Genomic DNA, 18,669 nt, shown 5'->3' with positions numbered 1-18,669 from the left:
GTCGCGCGCTAGCGCGCCCGCTCCAGCAGCCCCTGCGACGCCATCCAGTTCTTAAGCAAATCGGTCCAGGGGTCGGACAGCAGGCCGTTCGCGCCCATACCGAAGCCGTGGGCGCCGTTGCCGAAGATGTGGAGCTCGGCGGGTCTGCCGGCCTTGTGCCAGGCCTCGTAGAGCCGGGCGGCGGAGACCGGGGGGATGGATTTGTCGTCGTCGGAGATGGCGAGGAACAGGGGCGGCGCGTCCTCGGGGACAGGCAGGCCGGCGCGGTAGGCTGGATAGATGGCGACGGAGTAGTCCGGGCGGCTCGCGGCGTCATATTGCAGCGTGGCCCCCATCGAGACGCCGCCGCCAGCCGAATAGCCGGAGATGCCGATCCGCTGCGGATCGAGGCCCCATTCGGCGGCGTGCTGGCGGACGAAGCGGATGGCCTGGCGACCGTCTTCCTCGCCCATCAGCCGTACGTCGTGGAGGAAATCTCGCGCTGGCGGTTCGGAGTCCGAGGTGCGGGCCTCGCCCAGCCGACGCTGCAGGTTGGTGCGAAACTCCAGCAGGTCGGCATCGGCGTCCGGAGTGCGGGCCAGCCGGTATTTCAGCACGAACGAGGTGACGCCGAGATCGGCCAGCCAGCGGGCCATGTCGTAGCCCTCGTGGTCGACCATCAGGAAGTGGAACGCGCCGCCGGGCGCGATCACCATCGACGTGCCGTTGGCCTGTCCCGGCTTGGGTAGGAACACGGTGACCGTCGGGACGACGACGTTGCGGCTCAGGCGGCGCGTGGTCTCGGCCCACGGGATCTGCATCGTGCTCTGGCGCCAGGTCCAATCCTCGGAGCCAGGAGGGACGCCGTTGCCCGGCCAGATCGTGTGAACGCCGACGGCGTCCGGCGCCTCGGGGCTGGCTGCGCGGCTGTCGTCGATCGTGTCCATGGCGGGCTCCTCCTGCTCGTCGTTCAGTACTCGCATCCGCCGGCCGAGAGCGAAATACATCATTTTGGGCATCTGGCTTCGCTACCGAACTCCCCGCTATAGAGGGCGGCAAAACGGGGGGAGAGCATTCATGTCGACTATTGGGCACCTGTCACAGGGGGATCGGGGACAGGCGCGGATTACCGCGATCAGGGCGTTGCGGCTCGATAGCGGGTTCTGCCTGATCCGGATCGACACCGATGCCGGCATTTCCGGGTATGGCGAGTGCGGCGATCTCGATGGTGACCTGGTGCGGGCCGCGATCCTCACCCATGCCGAGGGTGGCGCGCGGTTGCCGCATCTCAAGCTGATCGGCAAGGACCCGCTCGATATCGGCGTCCACCACCACTACATGTTCTACGCCTATCGCCAACGCCCGGCGCACATCATGATCTGCTCGGGGATCGACATGGCGCTGTGGGACCTCGCGGGGAAACTGCTCAAACAGCCGGTGCACAAGCTGCTCGGCGGAGCGTTCCACACCGAGCTCGAGCTCTATTCGCACTGCCCGCATTTCGATCTGACGGATGCCGGTGCCTGGGCCGAGGCGGCGGCCGACCTCAAGTCCGACCCGCACGGCTTCAAGACCTTCAAGGTCGACATCCACGACGCCATTGGCATCGAGATGCAGGAATACGTGCCAAGCCTGTCGCCGGGCGACATCCGCAAGATTCGCCGTTCCTACGAGCTGGCGCGCGAGCACTTGGGAGAGGACATCGACATCATCGTCCACTGCCACAACGAGCTTGATCCCACGAGCGCAATCGCGGTGGCCGAGGCGGTTGAGGAGATCAAGCCGATCTACTACGAAGACCCGCTGCAGCCGGGCTTTTCCGAGAACTGGCTGGCGCTCCGCCGCGCCACCAACATTCCGATCATGACCGGCGAGAATATCGAGCTGGCCGAGGGGGCGTTGCCGTTCCTACAATCGCAGGCGGTGGATTGCCTACAGCCCGACATCATCAGCTCGGGCGGCATCACCGGCACCAAGGCGATCGCCGATCTGGCGGCGCTGTATCGCACTCCGATCACGCTGCACAATGTCAGCGGGCTGCTGATGGACGCGGCGAGCCAGCAGCTGGCGGCTTCGGTGTTCAACTGCCCGCGGATTGAGTGCACGCGGCGGGCGGACAGCATTGCGTGGGCGTCGCCCAATCCACTGCAGATCAGGGACGGCAAGATGCAGGTGTCGACTGCGCCGGGGCTTGGGGTGGAGCTGGACCAGGACTGGATCAGCGGGCACCGGTTTGCTGGGGAGCCGGACTGGAACTGAGGGAGGCTCCCCTCTTGCCTTCTCCCCTTGTGGGAGAAGGTGGCGCGTGGCGCCGGATGAGGGGTCCACAGCCACAGGCTGCGCGATCGACGCGCATGCGACGAGCGGCTGAGTTGGCGGAGAGAACCCCTCATCCGCCCTTCGGGCACCTTCTCCCACAAGGGGAGAAGGCAAGACGGCGGACTTGGCCGCCCCCTCCACCACCCTTCGGGTGGTCCCCCTCCCCCGCCACGCGGGGGAGGATCATGGAGAGGCCGGTGGCTCGGCTTATGGCAGCCGCTGGGTGTGGGTGGGCTCCAGCTCGGCCTTGCCGAACGTGCCCGGGAGGTTCGTGTCCATCCACTCGTACGGATAGCCGAGCTTGAGCGGCATGGCGTCGGTCAGCTCCTGGCGCAGGTCCACCGGCAGGTCGAAATCGCCGGCCTCGAGGTTCTCCGCCACCTGCTCCACGCGACGGGCACCGATGATTGCGGCGGTGACGCGGCTATCGCCGAGCAGCCAGCTCAGCGCCACCTGGCTCGGGGTGCGCCCCAGTTGGCCCGCCACCTCGACGACCTTGTCGATCATCTTCAGCGAATCCTCGAACCAGTAGCGCGGCAGGGTGATCGCGGCCTGCTGGCCGATGCGGGACTTCTCGTCGGGCTTGTCCTCACCGCGGTACTTGCCGGTGAGCATGCCGGCGGCCAGCGGGCTCCAGCAGATCATGCCGAGGCCCTGGTCGTCGCAGGCTGGCAGGATTTCGCGCTCGATGTCGCGGCGGACGAGGTTGTAGAGGTGCTGCGCCGAGACCAGCGGCTCATAGCCCTTGAGCGCCGCGACGCCATTGGTCTTGGCAATCTGCCAGCCATAGAAGTTCGAGCAGCCGAGATAGCGGATCTTGCCGGCGCGGATCAGGTCGTCGGCGGCGCGGAGGCTCTCCTCGATCGGCGTGTACGGGTCGGGCCCGTGGAACTGGTAGAGGTCGATGTAGTCGGTATCGAGCCGCTTCAGGCTCTTCTCGGCGGCTTCGACGATGTGCTTGCGGCTGAGGCCGCGCGAGGTCACCGCCGGATCGGCCGGGAACCAGCACTTGGTGGCGATCACCAGCTGGTCGCGGCTGTGGTCCTTCAGCGCCACGCCGAGCATGGTCTCCGAGGCCCCGCCGGAATAGCCGTTGGCGGTGTCGATGAAGTTGCCGCCGCCCTCGACGAAGCGTTTGACGATGGCGCTCGATGTCTCCTGGTCGCAGCCCCACTGCGAATTGCCGAACGTCATGGTGCCGAGGCAAAGCCGCGACACGAGCAGGCCGCTACGGCCGAGATAGCGATACTTCATTATTTCCTCCGAATAGACGGCAAAGCCGCGGGGCGGATCGAATAGGGAAATCCGGCGCGCGTAAAGTTGTGCTTCGGTCGAAGGGCGGTCAGGTGCCGTGACTGGAAGTCACTGCCGCGGGCGTTCCGCGATGCTCTCGGCATTGGCATCTCGCAGACGCCGGCCTGCTGCCGCCGCCTCGGCCTGCTCTTTCTGGCGCCCGATATCGGCGGTCACGTTCACCTGGACGGTCATGCCGAGATAGTCCTTGCGGTCGCCGATGAAGCTGCCGCTGAGCGGCTTGGCCTGTCGCGGTTCGCGTGCCACGCCGACGCGGATCAGGTCCTTGCTGCCGACGATGCCGTTGGTGGGATCGAACTCGACCCAGCCGGCGCCCGGCAGGAAGACCTGCACCCAGGCATGCGTGGCTCCGCCACCGCGCGGCGTCGGACCGGTGTCGCGCAGCGGCACGTAGATGTAGCCGGTGACGAACCGGGCGGCGAGGCCGAGGCTGCGGCAGGCCTCGATCATCAGCAGAGCGAAGTCGCGGCAGGTGCCCGCTCGCGTGGCCAGCGTCTCGACCGGCGACTGCGTGCCGGGATCGGTGCGGCGCGAGTATTTGAAGCTCTCACGGATCCCCACCGTCATCGTCATCAGCAGGCGCCCGGTCTCGGTCTCGAGTTCGGGGCGCACGAACCGGCGGGCAAACGCCTCGACCTCGGGCGCCGGGTGGTGCGGACGCAGGTAAGGGGCGAGATCGGGCAGGCATTCCTCGTCGTATTCGAATGGCCAGAGCTTGGCGCGCTCCTCGGTCCTGAAGCGCGGGCCCATCTGTGGTGTGTGATCGAGCACGATGTCCGTCTCGAAGCGCAGTTCGGTGGCGGCACCGGCAATCTCCGCGATGGTGATGCAGTTGCCAAAGACGTCGTGGATCCAGTGGATCTCGGCGTTGGGCGAGATCGATATGGCTGAGCTCATCAGGCGCTGGTCGTGGCTGTCCCGCGGGCGGAAAATCAGTCGGTGCTCGCCGAAGCGCACTGGCCGCCGATAGCTGTACGTCGTGACGTGGCGTACCCGTATCACTGTCATCGCAACCGATCCCGTTCCCTGCCCCGGATCACAACCGCCGAGCTGTCACGGCGGTTCCGCGGAACTTTCCAGGCGCGTGCCGAATTGAGGCACATCGAACGGGATGACGCGATGAAGTTCTCGGTGAGTTGCAGCCTGCAATACGATGTGGCGGCGGACACGACGCTGATCCTCAACATCGAGGCGCAGCGCGGCGAGGGCCAGGAGATCCTCAGCGAGCAATTCAGCATCTCGACCGGAATAGCTACCGAGTCGCATGTCGTGCCTGAAACCGGCAACCGCTACCGGCGGATGGTGCTGCCGGTCGGCCAGCACCTGATCGGCTACACCGCACAGATCGACGCGCACCCATTCATCAGCGACCCCGGAGCCATCGCGCAGGTACCGGTAGCCGAACTGCCGTTCGAGGTGATCGGGCACCTGTCACCGAGCCGCTATTGCCAATCCGACAGGCTCGGGCGCTTCGCCTGGCGGCAGTTCGGCGATATCCGCGGCGGCTACGACAAGGTGACGGCGATCTGCAACTGGATCTTCGAGAACGTCGACTATCTCGAAGGCTCCAGCGACATCAGCACCTCGGCCTACGACACGTTCACGCTGCGCGCCGGCGTCTGCCGCGATTTCGCGCACCTGGGGATCACCTTCGCGCGGGCCCTCGGGATCCCTGCCCGGTTCGTCTCGGCTTATGCGCTGGATCTCGTGCCGCAGGATTTTCACGCGGTGTTCGAAGCCTATCTGGGCGGGCGTTGGTACCTCTTCGACGCAACCCGCCTCTGCCCGCTCGATGGCATCATGCGCATCGCTGTGGGACGCGACGCGGCCGACTCCGCCTTTGCCACCTATTTCGGCCAACTCGGCGGCCCGCCCAAGACGATCACCGTGCAGCGGCTCAACCCCGAGCCGGAGCCCGAATGGACCACCGACGCCGTCAGCCTCTCGACGCCTTGAGAAAATCACTTAAGCATTCACTTACGTATTGACAGCCGCTCAGCGTCGCGATACTTAAGATCATGCTTAACCAAGAGACAGAACCCCTCGACCTCATGTTCCAGGCCCTGGCCGACCCCACAAGGCGGCGCATGGTGGAACGGTTGAGCCGAGGGTCGGCATCGGTCAGCGAGCTGGCCGAACCGTTCAAGATGAGCCTGCCCGCCATCGTGCAGCACCTCCAGGTGCTGGAACAGAGTGGGCTGGTGACGACGCAGAAGGTCGGACGGGTGCGGACCTGCACCATCGACACGGGAGCGCTCAGCATGGCCGAGAAGTGGATCAATGATCGACGTGTCGGCTGGGAGCACCGGCTGGACCGGCTGGGAGCGTTCCTCGACGCGCTGCCCAGCGGCCCGGACAAGCCCGGCAAGTAACGCCGTAACGACGACAGAGCAGAACTAATCGGCCGGAAGCACCGTTTCCGGCGACGGGCGAGCTATGCCTACACCCACAGGAGGGTCAGATGGCCAGAGTTGTATTGCGCTTTTCCATGTCCCTCGATGGCTACGTCACGGGGCCGGAAGTCTCAGCGCGTGACCCCATGGGTATCGGCGGCGACCGCCTGCACGAGTGGATGTTTCCTGCAGACAAGCAGGACAAGGACCCCGCTGACGCTGCCGAGGCCGCCGCGTCGGTCAACGCCTTCGGCGCCGTGATCGTCGGCCGGCGGACCTTCGATCTCGGCTTCGTGCACTGGGACGACGACACGCCCTACCCGGCTCCGTCCTTTGTCCTGACGCACAACCCGCGGCCGGACCTGCCGACCAAGAGCGCCAGCTTCCGCTTTGTCACCGATGGCGTCGAAAGCGTCGTGCGGCAGGCGAAGAACGCGGCAGACGGCAAGGACGTGATCGTAATGGGAGCCGAGGCTGCCCAGCAGATTCTCAGGGCCGGCCTTGCCGACGCGCTGCAGATCCAGGTGGTCAGCGTGCTGCTCGCCGGCGGCACGCGGCTCTTCGACAAGATTGGCGACGCTCACATCGAGCTCGTCCGCACCCGCGTCGTGGCGGCCTCGCCTGATGTGACCCACTTCGAATTCAACATCATCAACCAAGCCTAGAATGAGGAAATGCAAATGACCGAACGTTCCATCGCCCACGGCAGCTTCACCATCGAGCGCAAGTACAAGCATCCGGTGTCCAAGGTGTTCTCGGCCTGGTCCAATCCCGAGTTCAAGCGCCAGTGGTTCGGCTCGCCCGATCCGGCAAAGCCCAACAGCATCTTCGAGTTCAAGGAGGGGGGCCGCGAGTACAATGCCGAGAAGATGGGCGACACCGACTTCGTCTTCGACGTCACCTATCGCGACATCGTGCCGGACAACCGCATCATCTACACCTACGAGATGCACATGAATGGGCAGCGCATCTCGGTCAGCGTCGCGACCGTCGAGTTCACCGCCCAGGACGGCGGCACGCGGATGGTGCTGCGCGAAGACGGCGCCTTCCTCGACGGGCTCGACACCTCGGCCCAGCGCGAGGCCGGCACCAACTTCCTGATGGACCAGATCGGCATCTGGCTCGACAAGCAGTGAGCCCCATCAGCAAGGCCGTCCGCGTCGGCGACCTCGAGGTGCACTACCTCGAGGAAGGCCGCGGGCAGCCGCTGCTGCTCCTCCACGGAGGAACAGCGACTGCCAGTTCGTGGGGCGAGGCGATGCCGCGGATGGCCGACCGCTACCGCGTCTTCGCCCTCGATACCCGCGGGCACGGCAAGACCAGCAACCCGGCGCAGAAGATGAGCTACGCCCAGTTCGCCGACGACGTCGCCGGGTTCATCGCGGCGCTCGGGCTGAAGCGGCCGCTGATCGTCGGATACAGCGATGGCGGGCAGACGGCGCTGGAGTTCGGGCTCCGCCATCCCGGCAAGGCCGGCGCGCTGGTGCTGGGCGGCACGCTCAGCGAGCCCACGGATGCCTATATCGAGGGGCTGCACGGCTGGGGGTTTCCATCGCCCGGCGAGGTGGATTTCGACCGGCTGGCGCGCGAGTTCGGTCCGTATTTCGAGCAAATCAAGGTGGCGCACGCGCACCACTATGGCCCCGACTACTGGAAGTCGTTCCTGCGCCAGATCTCCGAGCTTTGGTTCACCCTGCCCCGCTACACCGAACGGCACCTCGCCTCGATTTCGGTGCCGGCACTGGTGATCATGGGAGACCGAGACCAGTTGGGCGGGATTGAGGAAGCCAATCGGCTCTATCGGCACCTTGGCGCCGGAGAGCTGTCGATTATCGCCAATGTCGGCCACGAGGCGGTCAACAAGCCGCTGTTCTGGGATGCGGTGCGCGAGTTTCTCGCCCGGCATGACGAGCGGGACTGAACTAAGCCCCTACTCCGCCGCCGCCTTCAGCCTCGGCTGCACCCGGTGCCGTCCCACCGGCACGATCATCGGCGTGCGCGACACCGGATCCGGGCACACCTCGGCTTCCATACCGAACACCGATTTCACCAGCTCCGCTGTCACCACTTCGCCCGGCGCGCCCGATGCCGCGATCTTGCCGTCTCGCATGGCGACGATGTGGTCGGCGTAGCGGCAGGCGAGGTTCAGGTCGTGCAGCACGGCGACCACGGTACGGCCGCGCTGTTGCACCAGGTCGGTGAGCAGGTCGAGCACCTCGACCTGGTGGTTGATGTCGAGGAACGTCGTCGGCTCGTCGAGCAGCAGCAGCTCGGTTTCCTGCGCCAGCGCCATGGCGATCCAGACGCGCTGGCGCTGCCCGCCGGAGAGTTCGTCCACCACCCGACCGGCCAGGTCGAGCGTGTCGGTCGCCTGCAGCGCCGTGGCCACAGCCGCATCGTCCGCGGCCATCCATTGGCGGAACCACCCCTGGTGCGGGTAGCGGCCGCGACCGACGAGGTCGGCGACGGTGATTCCGTCCGGCGTCACAGGGGTCTGCGGCAGGACGCCGAGTAGCCTTGCCACCTCGCGGGTGGGCATCTGGTGGATGGCGCGGCCGTCGAGATAGACCGTGCCGGCGGTTGGTGTCAGCAGCCGCGCCAGCCCGCGCAGCAGCGTGGACTTGCCGCAGGCATTGGCGCCGACGATCACTGTGAACTTGCCGGGCGGGATGTCGAGGCTGAGCTTCTCCACGATGGTGCGATCGCCATAGCCGAGCGTCAGGTCGGCGGCCGAGAGCTGGTGGTTCACTGACATCAAACGCCTCCGGATCAACCGCCGCGACCGGAACGATGGGCGTCGGCGAGCAGGTAGATGAGGAACGCGGCGCCGAGCGCGCCGGTGACGACGCCGACCGGCAACTGGTTTCGGCCAAGCATGTGCTGGGCGACGAAATCGGAGCCGTTGGTGACGAGGCCGCCGACCAGCGCGGCGGGCAGCAATGCGTTGCCCGACGGGCCGAGCAGGCGCCGCGCGATCGGGCCGGCGATGAAGGCGACGAACGATACCGGGCCGACAGCCGCCGTGGCGAAGGCGGCCAGCAATACGGCGACGAGGATCAGGCCGAGGCGGGAGAACTCCACCCTGGTGCCGAGCGCAATAGCCGCGTCGTCGCCCAGTTGCAGCGATTGCAGTGGCCGCGACAACAGGGCTGCCAGCAGGCCGAGAACCAATAGCGCGACGGCCAGCGGCGTCAACGCCTCGAAGCTCGCGCCGTTGAGGCTGCCGGTCAGCCAGCTCAGCGCCTCCTGCACTTCCATGATGCGGGCGCGGGTGAACAGGTACGAGACCACCGCCCCCGCCAGCGCCGCCATGCCGATGCCGATCAGCACCAGCCGGTAGGGCGTGACGCCATTGCGCCAGGCGAGCCCGTAGATCAGCAGCGCCGTCAGCACCGCGCCGCCGCAGGCCATGACCGAGACACCGAGCCCCGACCACTTGAACACGATGATCGCCAGCACCGCCGCGGCGCTGGCGCCGGTCGTGATGCCGACGATGTCGGGGCTGGCGAGCGGGTTGCGGAGGATGGTCTGGAAGATGACGCCGGAAAGTCCGAACGCCGCGCCGGACAGCAGTCCGGCCATGACGCGCGGCAGGCGGACGCCGAGCACGATGAAGTCGTTCGCCGCGTCAGCGTTGCCCGTGAGCGGTGAAAGCAGCGAGCGCGCCACGTCGGCGAGCGGCAGCGGATAGTCGCCCACCGACATCGAGAGGCTCGCCACCGCCAGCGACAGGAGCGCGAGGGCGAGCACCACGAGGCCATAGCGCCGCTGCAGGCGCTTGCGCGCCGCAACGACTGCGCCGACGGGGTTGAGGCTGGACGTGGCGCTCATAACTCCGCCAGCTTCCTGCGCCTGACCAGCGCGATGAAGAACGGCGCACCCAGCGCGGCCGTGACGATGCCGACCTGCAACTCGCCCGGCGGTACGATCACCCGGCCGATGATATCGGCGCCGAGCAGCAGGATGGGCGCCAGCAGCATCGAGTACGGCAGGATCCAGCGGTAGTTCGGGCCGGTGAAGGCACGGGCGAGATGCGGCACGGTGAGGCCGACGAAGGCGATCGGCCCAGCCGCGGCAGTTGCAGCTCCGGCGAGGATCACCGCCGCGAAACCAACCAGCGCGCGGGAACGCTGCACCTTGAGGCCGAGGCCGCGGGCGACGTCGTCACCCAGCGCCAGCCCGTCGAGTATACGCGAGGTCAGCAGCGCCAGGACGATGCCGGCGAGGATGAACGGCGTCACCTGCATCAGGATGTCGGTGGTGCGCCCGGTGAGCGCGCCGACCTGCCAGAAGCGGATCTGATCGAGCGTTTCGACATTGGTAATGAGGATGGCGCTGGTGACCGAGGTGAGCGCCGCGGTGACCGCCGCGCCGGCCAGCGCCAGCTTCACCGGCGTCGCGCCTTCGCGACCGAGCGATGCGACGAGGTAGACCACCAGCATCGCCGCCCCTGCCCCGAGGAAGGCAAGCCAGACATAGCCCGAGAGCTGCGTAATGCCGAACACCGAGATGCCAAGCACCACACAGAGCGTCGCGCCGGCATTGATGCCGAGGATGCCGGGATCGGCCAGCGGGTTACGGGTCGCGCCTTGCAGGATAGCGCCCGAGAGCCCCAGCGCCGCCCCGACCAGCAGGCCCACCAGCGTGCGCGGCAGCCTGAGGTCGAGGATGATCTTGTGGTTGGTTTGCGTCGCGTCCAACGCCGTCAGCGCGTTCCAGATGTCGCCCAGCGCGATCGGCCGGGCGCCCACGGTGATCGAGAGCACCAGCACCACGACAAGCAGCAGCGCCAGCAGCACGAAGCCGCCGGCACGTGCCGCTGCTGGCAGCCCTGTCGCCGATGTGGCGGAGGCCGGCACTTAGTCGCCGACGGTCGCGTCGGCAGCGTCAATAGCCGCGGTGAGCTTGTCGAGCTCACGGGCATAGGCGGCGTAGTTGCGCAGCCAGAATGCCGGCCAGTCGGTCACCTGCCCCGCTGCGGCGGCACGCAAGGTGGTCCAGGTGGCCTGCGCCTTGGCCGTCTCGATCGTGGTTCTGGAACGATTGTCCACCAGGATCAGGTCGGGCTGGTACTTGTCGATCTGCTCCCAGCTCAAGGTCTCCCAGTAGCCGCGATCATCGGCCACAGGAGGATCGATCAGCCTGAGGCCCCAGGAGGCAAAGTCCATCAGTTCGGACGAGCCGGCGGTAGCAGCGACGTAGAGCGCATCCGTGCCGGCCCACACCGCGAGGGCGGAGAGGTCGGGCTTGGCGGCCACGGCCGCCTTGAACTTGTCACGCGAGGCAACGAACGCGGCCTTGTCCGCGGCGACCTGCGGAGCAGCCAGATCGGCGCCGAAGCTCTCGGCGAGCTTCTCGTAGTCTTCGATCAGGGTGACGATCGAGGCACCCTGCCTGGGGCCGGTGATCGGGGCCAGGGGCTTCAGCGCATTGACCACGTCCGCACCGCCGCTCCAGGCGCTGTCGAGTGGCCACCACTCGCCGACGATCAGGTCCGGCTTCAGCGCCGCGGCCTTCTCGATGCTGACTTCGCCCCAGGCCTCGCCGATGATCGCGATGCCCGTCAGGTCGAGCCCCTCGAGCGCCTTGGCGTCGGCGACGGCGCTGTCGGCGTAGATGCCGACCGGACGAATGCCGAGCGGGATCAGGCCGGCTGCGGCGTCCTGGCTGGCGATGATGCGAGTGGGCACATGGTCCAGCGTCACGGTAGCGCCCGAGCCATCGACATAGCTCCAGGCCTGCGCGAGCGCGGCGCCGGGCAAAGCCAGCAGAAGCGTCGCAAAAGCAGTGGCGGCAAGAGCTTTGAGGGACATAACAGGGACCCGAAAATATGTTGATTATGGGGGTCACCTATCAAGGTGCTAAGCTGATTAGTCAAGTCATGTTTCCGCCTCGATCCCGCAGGTCATCCGGCTTTCACCAATCGGTGCTACGATTTAGTCGCCAACGGGAGACGGGCTGAGCGTGATCGAGCTGCCGGCGACCATCCAGGAGTACTGGTATGCCTTCGATTGGGACGTCGAGGCGCTGTGGGCGTTGGACCTGCCGGCCGAAACATTCCCGATCGACAGGCTGCTCTGGCACCTCGACGTGCCGGTGTGGGGGCTCGGCGACGACCGGTACGTGCTGACGCCGCGCCAGGTGCTGCGCGCGCCGTTTCGCTACGAAAAGGAATACCGGCGGGTACGCGCGGCGAACCTGATGTTCCCGATCGAGATCACCCGCTTCAAGGGGCGCTGGCTGATCCTCGACGGCGTGCACCGGCTGACGCGGGCGCATGAGGACGGGCATGAGGAGATCTTGGTGCGCAAGGTGCCGAGCAAGCTGATCCGCTGACCTCGCTACACACCCGATGTCATCCCCGCGAAAACTGGGATTTCCGTTCGCAGGCGAGAAACAGGGGTTCCCGCTTTCGCGGGGATGACCCGGTATTGTATGGCAATATCCTGAAAGTCAGCTGGCCACGCGGTACGGGCTGAAGTTGCGGCCGTCGCCGCGATCGGAGAGGCTCGACCAGACCACCCAGTATTTGCCCTGCTCGTCCGGCACCAGCACTTCGGCCTCGCGGCCGCTATGGGCCTGGAAGCGGGCCAGCGACTGCGCCTCGAGCGCCGCATTGGAGCGCGACGCGTAAGGCCCGTGCGCCTTGCCCTCGAAATCGACCCACCAATTGTCGCGGCTCTGGATCACGAGGTAGAGCGCCTTGGCCATTCGAGAGGTCACCCCTGCTGTTAGCGGAACCGTTATCACCGATTCTGGTGCCGTTCCGTCATCTGGAACGAGTTTCGCACAAGTGCGTAGTTCGAGCGAGAGTACGAAGCGTCGCGGGTTTTATGAAATGATGCGCCAAATTTGCGTGAAAGCAAGCTTAGGCGGACGACAGCCGGGGCGAGAGCTTGCTTGCCCGAGCGGGCAAGCTTGGAGGCGCTATCTATCGTTGCGGGCGCAGTAACGGCCGCGGCGCAAACTACATCGGAAAGCTGAGGCAGCCGAAGTATTGGCTGCACCGCCCGTCAGGCTGGCGCGCTGCGCCGCGGCATGCATGATGTCCGGCATGCAAACACTCAAAGTCATCTACGATACCGACCCCGGCGTCGACGACGCCATGGCCCTGCTGCTGCTCGCCCGTCATCCGCGGATCGAATTGATCGGCGTCACTACGGTGTTCGGCAATGCGGACATCGCGACGACCACGCGCAACGCGCTGTACCTCAAGCAGAAGCTCGGCTTCAGTGCGCCCGTCGCGCAGGGCGCGGGCGCACCGCTGGTGGGCGAGCCCGATGCGCCGCCGACGTTCGTCCATGGCGTGAACGGTCTCGGCGACATCTGGCTGCCAGCGGTCACCGAGACTGCCGACCCGCGCCCGGCGCATCAGCTGATCATCGATCTCGTCCGCGCCAGCCCGCACGAGGTGACGATCATCGCCGTCGGCCGGATGACCAACCTCGCGCGTGCCATGCGCGAGGCGCCGGAGATCGTCGGGCTGGTCAAGCAGGTTGTGGTGATGGGCGGCGCGTTTGGCCGCAATGGGCACACCGGCAATGTCACGCCGGTCGCCGAGGCCAATATCTGGGGCGACCCGGATGCCGCCGACATCGTCTTCGGTGCCGCCTGGCCGGTGTCGATCGCCGGGCTCGACGTGACGCAGGCGACAATCATGACCGAGCCCTATCTCGAGGAGCTCGCGGACGCCGCCGGCAGCGACGGGGCGTTCGTTCGCGCCATCTCGGCCTTCTACCAGAACTTCCATCGAGAGAGCGCCGGCCTCGACGGCTTCTATGTCCACGACTCGAGCGCGGTGGCCCTCGCCCTGCACCCCGAGTTCTACAAGGTTGAGACCGGGGCGATCCGGGTCGTCACCGAGGGCATCGCCATCGGCCAGACGATCATCAAGCCGGATGGCCGCAACTATCCGCCGGGTCCGTGGGACGGCCGCCCGAGCCAGAGCATAGCAGTCGGGGTCGATGCGGATGCGGTGCTGAAGCTATATCGGGATACACTGGTGGGAGGCGCCTGATGTATGGGCTGATCGGCAAGATCACCGCTGCCCCCGGCCAGCGCGCGACGCTGGTTGCGCTGCTCACGCGCGAGGGCGGCATGCCGGGGTGCCTGAGCTATGTGGTCGCCCATGACCCGCAGGACGCCGATGCGATCTACGTCACTGAGGTGTGGGTGAGCAGTGAGGCGCATCAGGCGTCGCTGGCGCTGCCCGAGGTGAAGGAGGCTATCGCCAAGGGGCGGCCACTCATTGCCAGCTTCGAGACGATCGCCGTCACTAAACCGGTGGGCGGGATCGGTCTCTAGGCGCTCAGCTTCAAGCCGGGCGGCGGTACTGGTAAATCCCGACGTCGATCGAGCCTTCGGCGAAGCCGGCTTCGCAATAGCTCAGGTAGTACACCCACTTGCGACGGAATTCCTCGGTGTAGCCGAGCTTCTTGATGTCGTTCCAGCGCTCGAGGAAGCGCTCGCGCCATAGCTTCAGGGTCTTGGCGTAGCTCAGGCGGAAGGTGTCGACATTCTCGAGGATCAGGCCGACCTTGTCGCCCTGCTCCTTCATCGCCGTCTTGGTCAGCAACATGCCGCCGGGGAAGATGAAGCGCTGGATGAAATCCGGGCGCGCCCGGTAGTCATGGAAATCCTGCTCGCCGATGGTGATCGCCTGGATCGCCGCGGTGCCACCCGGCTTCAGCCGGTCGTGCACGGTCTTGAAATAGCTCGGCCAGTGCTCCTCGCCCACCGCTTCGATCATCTCGATCGAAGCGACGTGGTCGAACTCGCCGCGGGTGTCGCGATAGTCCTCGAAGTGCATGGCGGCTAGGCCATCCAGCCCCTGCCGCTGCAGCCGCTCGTTGGCATATTTCAGCTGTTCGGCCGACAGCGTAATGCCATAGACCTCGGCGGCGAAATCCTTCGCCGCGGTCTCGGCGAAGCCGCCCCAGCCGCAGCCGATCTCCAGCACGCGGTGGCCCGCCTTCACCCCCGCCATCTCGGCGACGCGGCGGTATTTGGTGTGCTGCGCGTCGGTGAGCGACTGGTCGTCGGAGGTGAAGATGGCCGAGGAGTAGGTCATCGAAGGGTCGAGCCACTCGGCGTAGAAGTCATTGCCGAGGTCATAGTGCTCGGAAATGTTCTTCTTGGACCCCTCTTTCGAGTTGTGGCGGCTCAGGTGGTACGTGATGTCCTGGGCGGCGCGGCCATACCAGGAGTCCTCACCGCTATCGAGCACGTCGCGGTTCTGCAGGAAGTAGCGGAACAGCCCCGTCAGGTCCTCGATCTCGACATCGCCATCGATGTACGCCTGCGCAAAGCCCACGGTGCCGCGCTGCAGCGTCTTCTGCAGCACCTTGAAGTTGTGCAGGGTCAGCCGGGCATGCACGCCAGTCGCCGGATCGCCGAAGGTGCGGGAGCGGCCGTTGGGGAAGGTGATGGTCACTGCACCATGCTTGGGACGCCCGATAAGGCGCTTTCCCAGCCATGCCGCAACGGTCGACAGCAGATGGGTCCACGGCGTGGGCGACACCGCCCTCGTTTCAACCGCAAGCTTATCCATGACGCAACATTCCAGACTATGGTCCGCTCCGCCGAGCGGTCAAACCAACGCCGCCGCGTCAGTGCCAGAAGCAGCAGCAGCGGCGTTCCCCGCGAATTAGGGCAGCACTTTAGCCGCCATAAGTGGATATGCAAGCATGACTTTCAAGCCGCAAGCGGTGCTTTCAGTCCGCTAACGACCACCCGGCCGCGCCGCATCCAGCAGGCGAAACTGCACCTCTTCCCGGCCCTGCCAGTGATCGATCGACAACGTTCCGGCCATGTGTAGCGGGGTATCGTTGCCGGCGCTGAGCAGCGCCTCGCCCAGCGCCGTCGTGGCGGCGCGGAAGGCGATGGCCTTGAGTCGCGCGCCGTCGTCGGAGGTCAGGGTGAACTTCACGTGCCCGCCCGTGCCGACGATTTCAGCGAACCGCGCCTTGTGCGACGGGAACGCGAAAACCGGCTGCGGACTGCCCGCGCCGAACGGCCCTGCCCGCTCGATCTCGTGGACGAACTGCGGGGTCGCCCCGCGCGCCGTCATCGCCGCGTCGATGGAGAGCGCGGTGAGCGCCCGCGCCGCGCCAACGCTGGTGCCCAGCCGCTCCACCACATGGGCACGGAACGGTCCGAGTTGCCCGGGCTTCAATGTCACGCCCGCCGCCATGGCGTGGCCTCCGCCCTTGGCCGCAAGGCCCAGTTCCACCGCCTCGATCACGGCGCTGCCGAGATCGACCCCCGGCATCGAGCGGCCGGAACCGGTGCCGGTGCCGTCGGGCTGCAGGGCGATGGCAAAGGTGGGCCGCTCGAAGCGCTCGCGCAGGCGCGCCGCGATCAGGCCAGCGACGCCGGGGTGCCAGTTGGCGGAAGCCAGAACCAGCACCGGCGGGCCCTCCCCGCTGCCGATCTCGACCTCGGCGGCGCGGGTCGCTTCCTCCACCGCCTCGACTTCGATGCGCTGGCGTTCCACATTGAGCTCGTTGAGCTGCGCCGCGATCTGCAGCGCCTGCTGCTCGTCGTTGAGCGACAGCAGCCGCGTGCCCAACGCCGCGTCACCGATGCGGCCGCCCGCATTGATGCGCGGCCCGATCAGGTAACCGAGGTGATACGCGTTCAAGGGTCCTGACAGCCGCGCCGCCAGCGCCAGCGCGCTGATACCGCGATTGGAGCCGGTGCGCGCAACTTCGAGGCCGCGTGCCACGAAGGCCCGGTTCAGGCCCTTCAACGGCACCACGTCGCACACCGTCGCCAGCGCCACGAGATCGATCATGGTCATCAGGTTGGGCAGGCCGGTATCGCCACGCTGCTTCAGCAGCCGGTTGGTCGCCACCAGCACCATGAAGGTGACGCCGGCGGCGCAGAGATAGCCGAGACCGGAAATGTCGTCCGGACGATTGGGGTTCACCAGCGCGTTGGCCGGTGGCAGCTCGGCGTCGGACAGGTGGTGGTCGATCACCAGCACATCGAGCCCGCGCTCGCGGGCATGGGCGATCGGCTTGTCGCTGGTGGTGCCGCAATCGAGCGTGATCAGCAGCTTGGCCCCGCCATCCACCAGCTTGTCGATTGCGGTGGTGTTGGGCCCATAGCCCTCGAAGATGCGATCCGGAATGTGGATCTGCGGATCGAGCCCGAAATGCCGCAGGTACCGCGCCATCAGCGCGCAGGAACAAGCGCCGTCGACGTCGTAGTCGCCGAACAGCGCCACCGGCTCGTTGTCGGTGATGGCGCGCGCCAGCCGCTCGGCCAGAGCGTCCATCCCCGCCAGCGTCGACGGGTCGGGCATCAGCTCGCGAATGGTCGGCTGCAGGTACGTCGCGGCGCCGTCGACATCGACGCCCCGCCCAGCCACGATGCGCGCAAGGATTTCCGACAGATCAGTGCGCTGCCCGATGGCCGAGGCGGTGCGCAGCGCCGCCGCATCGAGCCGATCCACCCAGGAGCGGCCCAGCGCGGATTTCGACACATCAAGGAAATAGGGGCGCGGCTCGTCCATCACCGGCGGAGGTAAGCAGAATAGGCGTCCTAGTCGAGGGGCGAGGATGGTTTTCCTCTGCTTCGCCCTCTCTAGTGATGCGCCGGTCGCGACCAAAATCGGACATGCAGGACTTGCAAGGTCTAAAACTCACCCCCGACCGCCCCCATATGAACGACAGTTTTTCATGGGGAACCACAATGTTCGCTTCGCGGGGCTTTCGACTTTCGGCCCTTCTCGCCACCCTGATCATGGCCTTCTCGCTCGTCGCGGTGGATACCGCCGAGGCGCGGCGGGGCGGCAGCTTCGGCAGCCGCGGCACGTTCACTCAGCGCAGCGCACCGGCGACGCAGGTTTCGCCGAAGACGACCGCGCCGGTGCAGAACACGATGACCAACAGCACGACCCGCAATAACACGGTCGGCAACGCCACGACGCCGGCGCGCCCGAGCATTTTCGGCGGCTTCGGCGGCGCGCTGCTCGGCGGCTTCCTGTTCAGCGGCCTGTTCGGCATGCTGTTCGGGTTCGGCTTTGGCGGCTTCGGCGGCATGCTCGCCCTGCTGTTCCAGGTGGTGATCATCGGCCTGATCGTCAGCTTCTTCCTGCGCCGCCGCCAGCAGCGCCCGGCGATGGCCGGCGGTGGACCGCTCAACTACGAGGCGCCGCGCGCCGCGCAGACCTACGGCAGCAGCGGCACCAACTCGCAGGGCCAGCGCTCGGGCGCATCGCGCCGCGCCGGCAACCGTGACCAGATCGGTATCACCGATGCCGACCTCAACACTTTCGAGGGCCACCTCAAGGAACTGCAGGACGCCTACTCGCGCGAGGACTACGCCGCCTTGCGCCGGATCTCGACCCCGGAAGTCATGGGCTACCTGGCCGAAGAGCTGGCCGAGAACGCCACCAACGGCCTCAGGAATGAGGTCTATGACGTCAAACTGCTGGCCGGCGACGTGGCCGAGGCCTGGCGCGAGGGCAACACCGACTACGCGACCGTGGCGATGCGCTACGAATCCCGCGACGTCACCCGCAACCGCGCCACAGGCGAGATCGTCTCCGGCGACGACCGGGTGACCGAGACCGCCGAAATCTGGACCTTCGTGCGCCAGAATGGCGGTGGCTGGCTGATCAGCGCCATCCAGGAAGCGTAAGCTGCCGATTACCGAA

General features: G+C 66.6%; 20 protein-coding genes. 10 read left to right on the top strand and 10 right to left on the bottom strand.

The features are described 5' to 3' along the window. Positions 1 to 8: 8 nt before the first annotated feature. Complete coding sequence (locus AC1DV8_RS11215; protein ID WP_477157524.1) at positions 9 to 989, bottom strand: alpha/beta hydrolase; 981 nt, start codon at positions 987 to 989, stop codon at positions 9 to 11. 67 nt (positions 990 to 1,056) lie between these two features. On the opposite strand from AC1DV8_RS11215, the gene AC1DV8_RS11210 reads away from it, so the two are divergent. Next, a complete protein-coding gene (locus AC1DV8_RS11210; RefSeq protein WP_477157523.1) occupies positions 1,057 to 2,238 on the top strand; it encodes a mandelate racemase/muconate lactonizing enzyme family protein in 1,182 nt (393 codons plus the stop codon). A 267-nt stretch (positions 2,239 to 2,505) separates the two neighbouring features. Here the strand turns inward: AC1DV8_RS11210 and AC1DV8_RS11205 are convergent, their stop codons facing one another. Then, on the bottom strand, positions 2,506 to 3,552 hold the full coding sequence (locus AC1DV8_RS11205; protein ID WP_477157522.1) for an aldo/keto reductase: 1,047 nt from the start codon (positions 3,550 to 3,552) through the stop codon (positions 2,506 to 2,508). 108 nt (positions 3,553 to 3,660) lie between these two features. Continuing rightward, positions 3,661 to 4,620 carry a transglutaminase family protein gene (locus AC1DV8_RS11200; RefSeq protein WP_477157521.1) on the bottom strand — a complete coding sequence of 320 codons (960 nt, stop codon included), beginning with the start codon at positions 4,618 to 4,620 and terminating at the stop codon, positions 3,661 to 3,663. A 111-nt stretch (positions 4,621 to 4,731) separates the two neighbouring features. On the opposite strand from AC1DV8_RS11200, the gene AC1DV8_RS11195 reads away from it, so the two are divergent. The 5 genes from AC1DV8_RS11195 to AC1DV8_RS11175 all read left to right on the top strand — a co-directional run bounded on the left by AC1DV8_RS11195 (position 4,732) and on the right by AC1DV8_RS11175 (position 7,926). Then, complete coding sequence (locus AC1DV8_RS11195; protein WP_477151124.1) at positions 4,732 to 5,568, top strand: transglutaminase-like domain-containing protein; 837 nt, start codon at positions 4,732 to 4,734, stop codon at positions 5,566 to 5,568. 62 nt (positions 5,569 to 5,630) lie between these two features. Further along, positions 5,631 to 5,984 (top strand): ArsR/SmtB family transcription factor, encoded by a 354-nt coding sequence (locus AC1DV8_RS11190; RefSeq protein ID WP_477157520.1) that lies wholly within the window; start codon positions 5,631 to 5,633, stop codon positions 5,982 to 5,984. A gap of 89 nt (positions 5,985 to 6,073) precedes the next feature. Next, the gene (locus AC1DV8_RS11185) at positions 6,074 to 6,670 is read left to right on the top strand and encodes a dihydrofolate reductase family protein (RefSeq protein WP_477157519.1); all 597 of its coding nucleotides are present in this window, start codon (positions 6,074 to 6,076) and stop codon (positions 6,668 to 6,670) included. 15 nt (positions 6,671 to 6,685) lie between these two features. Then, positions 6,686 to 7,141, top strand: a complete 456-nt coding sequence (locus AC1DV8_RS11180) for an SRPBCC family protein (RefSeq protein ID WP_477151127.1) — start codon at positions 6,686 to 6,688, stop codon at positions 7,139 to 7,141. Further along, entirely contained in the window at positions 7,138 to 7,926 is a 789-nt protein-coding gene (locus AC1DV8_RS11175; RefSeq protein ID WP_477157518.1) for an alpha/beta fold hydrolase, read from the top strand. Before AC1DV8_RS11180 ends, AC1DV8_RS11175 begins: the two co-directional genes overlap by 4 nt. A 9-nt stretch (positions 7,927 to 7,935) precedes the next feature. Here the strand turns inward: AC1DV8_RS11175 and AC1DV8_RS11170 are convergent, their stop codons facing one another. Genes AC1DV8_RS11170 through AC1DV8_RS11155 form a run of 4 tightly spaced genes read right to left on the bottom strand, consistent with a single transcriptional unit; the run spans position 7,936 to position 11,818 of the window. Continuing rightward, positions 7,936 to 8,760 carry an ABC transporter ATP-binding protein gene (locus tag AC1DV8_RS11170; protein WP_477157517.1) on the bottom strand — a complete coding sequence of 275 codons (825 nt, stop codon included), beginning with the start codon at positions 8,758 to 8,760 and terminating at the stop codon, positions 7,936 to 7,938. A gap of 14 nt (positions 8,761 to 8,774) precedes the next feature. Further along, the gene (locus AC1DV8_RS11165) at positions 8,775 to 9,836 is read right to left on the bottom strand and encodes a FecCD family ABC transporter permease (protein WP_477157516.1); all 1,062 of its coding nucleotides are present in this window, start codon (positions 9,834 to 9,836) and stop codon (positions 8,775 to 8,777) included. After that, entirely contained in the window at positions 9,833 to 10,864 is a 1,032-nt protein-coding gene (locus AC1DV8_RS11160; RefSeq protein ID WP_477157515.1) for a FecCD family ABC transporter permease, read from the bottom strand. Before AC1DV8_RS11160 ends, AC1DV8_RS11165 begins: the two co-directional genes overlap by 4 nt. Next, positions 10,865 to 11,818, bottom strand: a complete 954-nt coding sequence (locus AC1DV8_RS11155) for an ABC transporter substrate-binding protein (RefSeq protein WP_477157514.1) — start codon at positions 11,816 to 11,818, stop codon at positions 10,865 to 10,867. It lies immediately after the preceding gene. Between the two features lie 151 nt (positions 11,819 to 11,969). Between AC1DV8_RS11155 and AC1DV8_RS11150 the strand changes: the two genes are divergently transcribed. Further along, the gene (locus AC1DV8_RS11150; RefSeq protein ID WP_477151133.1) at positions 11,970 to 12,341 is read left to right on the top strand and encodes a hypothetical protein; all 372 of its coding nucleotides are present in this window, start codon (positions 11,970 to 11,972) and stop codon (positions 12,339 to 12,341) included. 117 nt (positions 12,342 to 12,458) lie between these two features. On the opposite strand, the gene AC1DV8_RS11145 is transcribed toward AC1DV8_RS11150, so the two are convergent. After that, the gene (locus tag AC1DV8_RS11145; RefSeq protein ID WP_477151134.1) at positions 12,459 to 12,716 is read right to left on the bottom strand and encodes a hypothetical protein; all 258 of its coding nucleotides are present in this window, start codon (positions 12,714 to 12,716) and stop codon (positions 12,459 to 12,461) included. Between the two features lie 343 nt (positions 12,717 to 13,059). Between AC1DV8_RS11145 and AC1DV8_RS11140 the strand changes: the two genes are divergently transcribed. Further along, the gene (locus AC1DV8_RS11140; RefSeq protein ID WP_477157513.1) at positions 13,060 to 14,022 is read left to right on the top strand and encodes a nucleoside hydrolase; all 963 of its coding nucleotides are present in this window, start codon (positions 13,060 to 13,062) and stop codon (positions 14,020 to 14,022) included. After that, positions 14,022 to 14,309: a putative quinol monooxygenase gene (locus AC1DV8_RS11135; protein WP_477151136.1), complete on the top strand. Its 288-nt coding sequence runs from the start codon at positions 14,022 to 14,024 to the stop codon at positions 14,307 to 14,309. The genes AC1DV8_RS11140 and AC1DV8_RS11135 overlap by 1 nt, the downstream gene beginning before the upstream one ends. Positions 14,310 to 14,319: 10 nt before the next feature. Here AC1DV8_RS11135 and AC1DV8_RS11130 read toward each other — a convergent pair whose 3' ends face one another. After that, positions 14,320 to 15,555, bottom strand: coding sequence for a class I SAM-dependent methyltransferase (locus AC1DV8_RS11130; RefSeq protein ID WP_477151137.1), 1,236 nt, complete (start codon positions 15,553 to 15,555; stop codon positions 14,320 to 14,322). A 171-nt stretch (positions 15,556 to 15,726) separates the two neighbouring features. Beyond that, entirely contained in the window at positions 15,727 to 17,523 is a 1,797-nt protein-coding gene (recJ, locus tag AC1DV8_RS11125; RefSeq protein ID WP_477157512.1) for a single-stranded-DNA-specific exonuclease RecJ, read from the bottom strand. 179 nt (positions 17,524 to 17,702) lie between these two features. On the opposite strand from recJ, the gene AC1DV8_RS11120 reads away from it, so the two are divergent. Continuing rightward, the gene (locus AC1DV8_RS11120; RefSeq protein WP_477157511.1) at positions 17,703 to 18,653 is read left to right on the top strand and encodes a Tim44 domain-containing protein; all 951 of its coding nucleotides are present in this window, start codon (positions 17,703 to 17,705) and stop codon (positions 18,651 to 18,653) included. Positions 18,654 to 18,669: the final 16 nt, after the last annotated feature.

The organism is Devosia sp. P3_B2, from assembly GCF_056402875.1.
The sequence above is the reverse complement of the archived record's forward strand: the minus strand, read 5'-3'. Positions and strand labels throughout refer to the sequence as shown.